The sequence below is a fragment of the Bradyrhizobium sp. LeoA1Lang genome, from assembly GCF_055413685.1.
In genome coordinates, this window is the sequence record NZ_JBVAPG010000274.1 from 1 (window position 1) to 6,360 (window position 6,360).

General features: G+C 62.0%; 6 protein-coding genes. 4 read left to right on the forward strand and 2 right to left on the reverse strand.

Annotation, left to right across the window (positions count from 1 at the left end; genetic code table 11):
* The first annotated feature begins 388 nt into the window (after positions 1-388).
* Complete coding sequence (locus tag ACZYOF_RS41430) at positions 389-1,153, forward strand: DUF2865 domain-containing protein (RefSeq protein ID WP_463719355.1); 765 nt, start codon at positions 389-391, stop codon at positions 1,151-1,153.
* A 19-nt stretch (positions 1,154-1,172) separates the two neighbouring features.
* On the opposite strand, the gene ACZYOF_RS41435 is transcribed toward ACZYOF_RS41430, so the two are convergent.
* Positions 1,173-1,604 carry a hypothetical protein gene (locus tag ACZYOF_RS41435; protein ID WP_130582097.1) on the reverse strand — a complete coding sequence of 144 codons (432 nt, stop codon included), beginning with the start codon at positions 1,602-1,604 and terminating at the stop codon, positions 1,173-1,175.
* 181 nt (positions 1,605-1,785) lie between these two features.
* Here ACZYOF_RS41435 and ACZYOF_RS41440 point away from each other — a divergent pair, with 181 nt between their 5' ends.
* On the forward strand, positions 1,786-2,079 hold the full coding sequence (locus ACZYOF_RS41440; RefSeq protein WP_463719356.1) for a GIY-YIG nuclease family protein: 294 nt from the start codon (positions 1,786-1,788) through the stop codon (positions 2,077-2,079).
* Between the two features lie 58 nt (positions 2,080-2,137).
* Here the strand turns inward: ACZYOF_RS41440 and ACZYOF_RS41445 are convergent, their stop codons facing one another.
* Complete coding sequence (locus ACZYOF_RS41445; RefSeq protein WP_463719357.1) at positions 2,138-2,368, reverse strand: hypothetical protein; 231 nt, start codon at positions 2,366-2,368, stop codon at positions 2,138-2,140.
* Between the two features lie 280 nt (positions 2,369-2,648).
* Here ACZYOF_RS41445 and ACZYOF_RS41450 point away from each other — a divergent pair, with 280 nt between their 5' ends.
* Complete coding sequence (locus ACZYOF_RS41450; RefSeq protein ID WP_463719358.1) at positions 2,649-5,174, forward strand: glycogen/starch/alpha-glucan phosphorylase; 2,526 nt, start codon at positions 2,649-2,651, stop codon at positions 5,172-5,174.
* Between the two features lie 183 nt (positions 5,175-5,357).
* Positions 5,358-6,173 (forward strand): acyl-CoA thioesterase, encoded by an 816-nt coding sequence (locus ACZYOF_RS41455; protein ID WP_130582318.1) that lies wholly within the window; start codon positions 5,358-5,360, stop codon positions 6,171-6,173.
* Positions 6,174-6,360 lie beyond the last annotated feature (187 nt).

The window sequence follows — 6,360 nt, forward strand, 5'->3', positions numbered from 1 at the left end:
ATTCTTGTGGCTGTTCATCTGGTCTCTCCGGGGAACACTGAAGCTTCGCAACCTCAGCTTCCTCGGTTCGGACCAGATGGACAACCTCCTGAAAGACCACAGCTAGGGCATGATCCGGAAAAGTGGGAACCGGTTTTCCGAAAAGATCATGCTCAAAAAAAGCTGGAGCGGGATGACGATTCGAAGAATAGTCATCCCGCTCTAGTGTTGCCGCATCGGCACACCGCGCGAGATTGCGCTCATCTCCATAGTTCTTCCGCAATCAACTGCTCGTTTACCATCCCACATTAGGGTGAATCGCGCGGAGACGACGTCTCGGCTCTGTTGGCTCTGTCGGGTGGAGTTGGCGTTGCGTAGAGGGTTTGCTGATAGTCGCGTGCGGCGCCACGTGACACTTGTTGCCGCAACCCTTCTGGGCTCGCTGACGCTCGCGCCGGCGCAAGTCTCGGCGGAAGGGCTGCTCGATTTCTTCTTCGGCGGCGGGCAGAAGCAGCAGTCGCGACAGGGCCAGCCACAACCCAATTTCTTTGATCCGTTCGGCCTCAACCAGCAGCAACAGCCGCAGGCTGCGCCCGCGCCGCGCGTTGCCGGTTCCGGCCCGGCCTTTTGCGTCAGAAGCTGCGACGGCAAATATTTCCCGCTGAGCTTGCGCGGCAGCGCGACACCGGTTCAGCTCTGCCAGGCGTTCTGTCCGGCGACTACCACCAAGGTTTATTACGGTGGCAGCATCGACTACGCGACCTCGTCGGCCGGCGAACGCTATGCCGACAGTGAGAACGCCTTCGCCTACCGCAAGTCATTGCGCGCAGACTGCACCTGCAACGGCCGCGATCCCGCCGGCCTCGCGCCGGTCGACCTCACGCTCGATACCTCACTTCGCGCCGGCGACGTGGTCGCCACCACCGATGGCTTGGTGGCGTATACCGGCGTCCGGGTCGGCAACAACCAGAGCGCCGACTTCACGCCGGTCGCGTCCTACCCCGGTCTCACCGCCGAACTCCGTGCCCGGCTCGGCGAGATGAAGGTCGCGCCGGTCGCGGCCGAAACGGTCGGCGAAGCGCCGCAGCCGGAAACGAGCCATGACGGCGCACCGCCGGTCACCGTCGTGCCGAAATCAGCCGCGCCGAAGGCGAAGCGGGCGGAGATCAACTAGTCTACCGTCATTGCGAACTTCACCGCCCGACGATCACCCCGATGACATTCGGCGCGGCGCGATATTTCTCCTCGATCGCCGCACGCGCTGCGGCACGGTTTTCCGGCGTCAGCAGTCCGCGCTTTTCAGCGAGGATCATCCAGCAATAGCCCCACCAGTCCGTCAGCATGCCCTGGTCGTCGACGAGGTCATAGCCCTGCTCGGCGGCAAAGATGCGCGCATGCGCTTCGTCGAGCGAATCGAGCCAGGCGTGATCCGCAGGTGAGAACAAGTCGTCGCTGATGTCGTCGATGGTGTAGCCCCAGATCGACATGCAGACCGCGTTGAACTCGCGGTCGATCTGGTCGTCATCGACCCATTGGCGGCGGGACGCCTGATGCAGGCGCGACAGCGAGCGCGCAAAGTCGGCGATGCGGGTGAGCGCGAATTGATCGAAGGCAATAGTGGACATGTAGTCCTCGCGGGAACGGACAGGCCATAGATGTTGTGTCGGCGATGCCGCCGAATCAGAATGATATCAAATACTTGCTAAAATGTTCTTAATTTGTTCTAAGGCCTCCATGACGTCGTCCCGGCGAAGGCCGGGACCCATAACCACCAGGGCCTGATTTCGCGCAAGGTCACGCCAATACATGAGTGCCGCAGGCGCCTATTACGTCTACATCCTCGCGAGCCGCCGCCACGGCACGCTTTACGTTGGCATCTGTAACGATCTCGCCAATCGGATTACGCTCCATCGTTCGGGACGAGGCTCACAGTTCGTCAAGAAATACGGCGTAACGCGCCTCGTCTACGTGGAAACCTACGCATCACCGCAGGAAGCGATCGCGCGCGAGAAGCAATTGAAGACCTGGCGACGCGATTGGAAAATTCGTCTCATCGAAGAAAACAATCTCGAATGGGCTGATTTATCGCACCTACTCTAAATCCTGTGGCTATGGGTCCCGGCCTTCGCCGGGACGACACTAAAGACACAGCCCCGTCTCACATCGCCGACAGCATCTTGTCGCCACAATAGTTCGCGTAAAACCTGCCGCCGCATTGCCGCTTGATGGCGGCGCAACGGGCGGCGGGAGTTGCGCTTTGTGGCATGCTGAAGCCGCAGGTCAAGCCGTCGGCGCTGCGCCCGGGACTGCCGGCGGCGAAAGCGGCGCTGGTGACGGTGATGCAGACGATGAACAACACAGCGGCTGCGATTTCGATCAGCAGTCTCATTGGTGCCCTCTCGGTGATGATGATTGTGCCGCCTAATATGTAACCATACCACCGAAGCGCGTCGCCTTGAGGTCGCAAAATCGGCCCGGTCCTTGCATAAAATCATACCAGCGCGGTGCACAACAACCGGCTGGGCGGTTCCGATTGAAGTGCAAGACGCGTATCATTCGTTGTCCAGAGCATGATCCGAAAAGATCATGCTCAAACAAGGCGATTAGATCATGATCCGATTTCGTCTCATCGGATCATGATCGAGTCCCCCAAGTTCAGGATTGCCGCGTTGCAAGAACAGTCTTTCTCAGGAAGCTATCCGGCGCTCAATCAGCCGATCGATGAATTGGCGCTGGCAGAGATCAAGGGCGCGATCCTCGCCAAGCTGAGGCTGGAGATCGGCAAGGACGCCAGCGTGGCGACCAAGCGCGATTGGTACAAGGCGGCGGCGCTCGCGCTGCGCGACCGCATCACCCATCGCTGGCTCACGGCGGAAAAAGAGAGCTACGACGCCGGCGCCAAGCGGGTCTATTATCTTTCGCTGGAATTCCTGATCGGCCGCCTGTTCACCGACGCGCTCAACAATATGGGCCTCTTGCCCGTATTCGAGGGAGCGCTCGGCGATCTCGGCGTCGGCCTTGATGAACTGCGCAAATGCGAGCCTGACGCGGCGCTCGGCAATGGCGGCCTCGGGCGGCTCGCCGCCTGCTTCATGGAAAGCATGGCGACGCTGACGATCCCCGCCATCGGCTACGGCATCCGCTACGATTTCGGCCTGTTCCGCCAGATCATCAATCACGGCTGGCAGCAGGAATATCCGGACGAGTGGCTGGGCTTCGGCAACCCCTGGGAATTCCAACGGCCGGAAGTCGTCTACAACATCCATTTCGGCGGCACCGTCGAGCATGTCGATGACCACGGTCGTGACATCGCCATCTGGCACCCGGCGGAAACCGTGGAGGCGATGGCCTACGACACGCCGATCGTTGGCTGGCGTGGCCAGCGCGTCAACGCGCTGCGACTTTGGTCGGCGCATGCGCCGGATCCGTTGAAGCTCGACGTCTTCAACACCGGCGATTATGTCTCAGCCAGCGCCGAGCAGGCGCGCGCCGAGGCGATTTGCAAATTCCTTTATCCGAACGACGAAAGCGCCGCGGGGCGCGAACTGCGCCTGCGGCAGGAATATTTCTTCGTCTCGGCCTCCCTGCAGGATTTGGTGAAGCGGCACCTTTCGGCCGACGGCCAGCTCCGCAGCCTTGCGATGAAAGCGGCCGTGCAGCTCAACGACACCCATCCGAGCCTCGCCGTAACCGAGCTGATGCGGATCCTGGTCGACTTGCACCATTTCCGCTGGGACGAGGCGTGGAAGATCACGGTCGCGACGCTGTCCTACACCAACCACACGCTGCTGCCGGAGGCGCTGGAGACCTGGCCGGTCGAGCTGTTCGAGCGGCTATTGCCGCGGCATCTCGAGATCATCTACCGCATCAACGTGCAGCACCTGGCGCTCGCCGAAGAGCGCTGCCCAGGCGACATCGAATTCCGCGCCGCAGTATCGCTGATCGACGAGAAGTCGGGCCGCCGGGTGCGGATGGGGCAGCTCGCCTTTGTCGGCTCGCACCGCATCAACGGTGTCTCGGCGATGCATTCCGATCTGATGAAGGAGACAGTATTCCACGATCTCCACCATCTCTATCCCACGCGCATCACCAACAAAACCAACGGCATCACTTTCCGCCGCTGGCTGATGCTGGCCAATCCGAGACTGACGGGCCTGATCCGCGACGTCTGCGGCGAAGCCGTGCTCGACGATTTCTCGCTGTTCGAGCGGCTCGAGTCCCATGCCAGCGACAACGCGTTCCAGCAGCAGTTCCGCGACGTCAAGCGGCACAACAAGGTGCTGCTGGCGCGGCTGATGGCCGAGCGCAATCACATCAAGGTCGACCCGTCGGCGCTGTTCGATGTGCAAATCAAGCGCATCCATGAATACAAGCGGCAACTCTTGAACATCCTGGAAGCGGTCGCGCTGTACCAGGCGATCAAGGATGAGCCGCAGCGCGACTGGGTGCCGCGCGTGAAGATCTTCGCCGGCAAGGCGGCGGCGAGCTACCGCTACGCCAAGCTGATCATCAAGCTGATCAACGACGTCGCCGAAGTCGTCAACAACGATCCCGCGATCGATGGTCGGCTGAAGATCGCCTTCCTCGCCGACTACAATGTCAGCCTGGCCGAGGTGATCATCCCGGCCGCCGACCTATCGGAGCAGATCTCGACCGCGGGCATGGAAGCCTCCGGCACCGGCAACATGAAGCTCGCGCTGAACGGCGCGCTGACCATCGGCACGCTCGACGGTGCCAATATCGAGATCCGCGACCATGTCGGCGCCGAGAACATCGCGATCTTCGGCATGGAAGCCGGCGACGTCATGGTCCGCCGCAAGCAAGGGCTCGATGCCAGCGACCTGATCGGCAGCTCGCCGCGGCTGGCGCGCGCGATCACCGCAATCGAGAGCGGCGCGTTCTCGCCCGGCGATCCTGCCCGCTTCGCCTCGATCGGCCACGCGCTGCGCTATCTCGACCATTACATGGTCAGTGCCGACTTCGATTCCTACTACGACACCCAACGCGGCATCGACGCACGCTGGCAGGTGGTGCCGGCATGGACCCGGGCCTCGATCCTCAACGTGGCCCGGATGCCGTGGTTCTCCTCTGACCGCACCATCCGCGAATACGCCGAGGAGATCTGGAACGTGCCGGTGAAGCCGCCCACGCCGCGCCTGCTGAAGGAACAGGCGCAGTGGGGAGCCAAGCGCTAATCCCACGCGACGGAAATCGATTACCTCCGACGTCATTGAATTCCGCCGAGTAGTCGCGATACTGCATCCTCGTCATTGCGAGAAGCGCAAGCGACGAAGCAATCCATGCCTCCACAAGCGGCGAAATGGATTGCTTCGCTTCGCTCGCAATGACGGAGTATTTTGCAACACCGGAACGATTTCATGCTCACCAAGACCCCGCATTTGTTCGACGATGCCACCGCGGTCACTGCCGGCGATAGCCGCTGGCAGGGGAAGACCAGCGACGACTATTGGGCGTTTGTCGGCCCGTTCGGCGGGGCCACCGCGGCAACCATCCTGCGGGCGCTGATCGACCATCCGCAACGCGCCGGCGATCCGCTTGCACTCACCGTCAATTATTGCGCGCCGGTCGCGCAAGGCGCCTTCGATCTCGATGTCCGCCTGGTGAAGGCCAATCGCTCGAGCCAGCACTGGTCCGTCGAGATGACGCAGAGCGGCGGCGAGGTCGCAACGCTTGCGACCGCTGTGTTCGCCGAGCGCCGCCCGTCCTGGTCGCACCAGCAGGTGAAGTTTCCGGACGCAACGCCGTTCGAACAGACCCTGCCCTATCCCAAGACCGCGGCATCGTGGGTCAAGCAGTATGACTTCCGCTTCGTCGAGGGCGAGCCAAAATTCGGCACGCCATCGAGCACCGCGCCCGAGACCTATTCCAAGCTCTGGATCGGTGACCGCGCGCCGCGCAAGATCGATGCGCTCTCGCTGATCGCGATGTCGGACGCTTTCTTCGGCCGCGTCTTCCACGCCAAGCGCGAACTGGTGCCGTTCGGTACGGTGTCGCTGACGACCTATTTCCACGTCGACGCCGCCGACCTCGCCGCCGAGGACATCACCCGCGTGCTGGCGGCTGCCGATGCCAAGATCTTCCACAAGAGCTATGGCGACCAGAACGGCGAGTTGTGGTCGCCCTCCGGCCGCCTGCTCGCCACCACCACGCAGATCGCCTATTTCAAGGCGTAACCAGGAAGGCGTAGGGTGGGCAAAGCGAAGCGTGCCCACCATTTCTTGCGGAATGTCGATGGTGGGCACGCTGCGCTTTGCCCACCCTCATATGGGGCTTCGTGAGTCAAGGCTCTCAACGAACAGGGTTGGGTTGGGTTTTTGCGGTGAGAGGGCGGCGCGCGGAGCCATGCGTAGCGCAGCGCGA

Excerpts from the sequence above, each read along its gene's own strand:
- ACZYOF_RS41435 (WP_130582097.1), bottom strand. The coding sequence starts at position 1,604 with ATGTCCACTATTGCCTTCGATCAATTCGCGCTCACCCGCATCGCCGAC.
- ACZYOF_RS41440 (WP_463719356.1), top strand. The coding sequence starts at position 1,786 with ATGAGTGCCGCAGGCGCCTATTACGTCTACATCCTCGCGAGCCGCCGC.
- ACZYOF_RS41455 (WP_130582318.1), top strand. The coding sequence starts at position 5,358 with ATGCTCACCAAGACCCCGCATTTGTTCGACGATGCCACCGCGGTCACT.
- ACZYOF_RS41445 (WP_463719357.1), bottom strand. The coding sequence starts at position 2,368 with ATGAGACTGCTGATCGAAATCGCAGCCGCTGTGTTGTTCATCGTCTGC.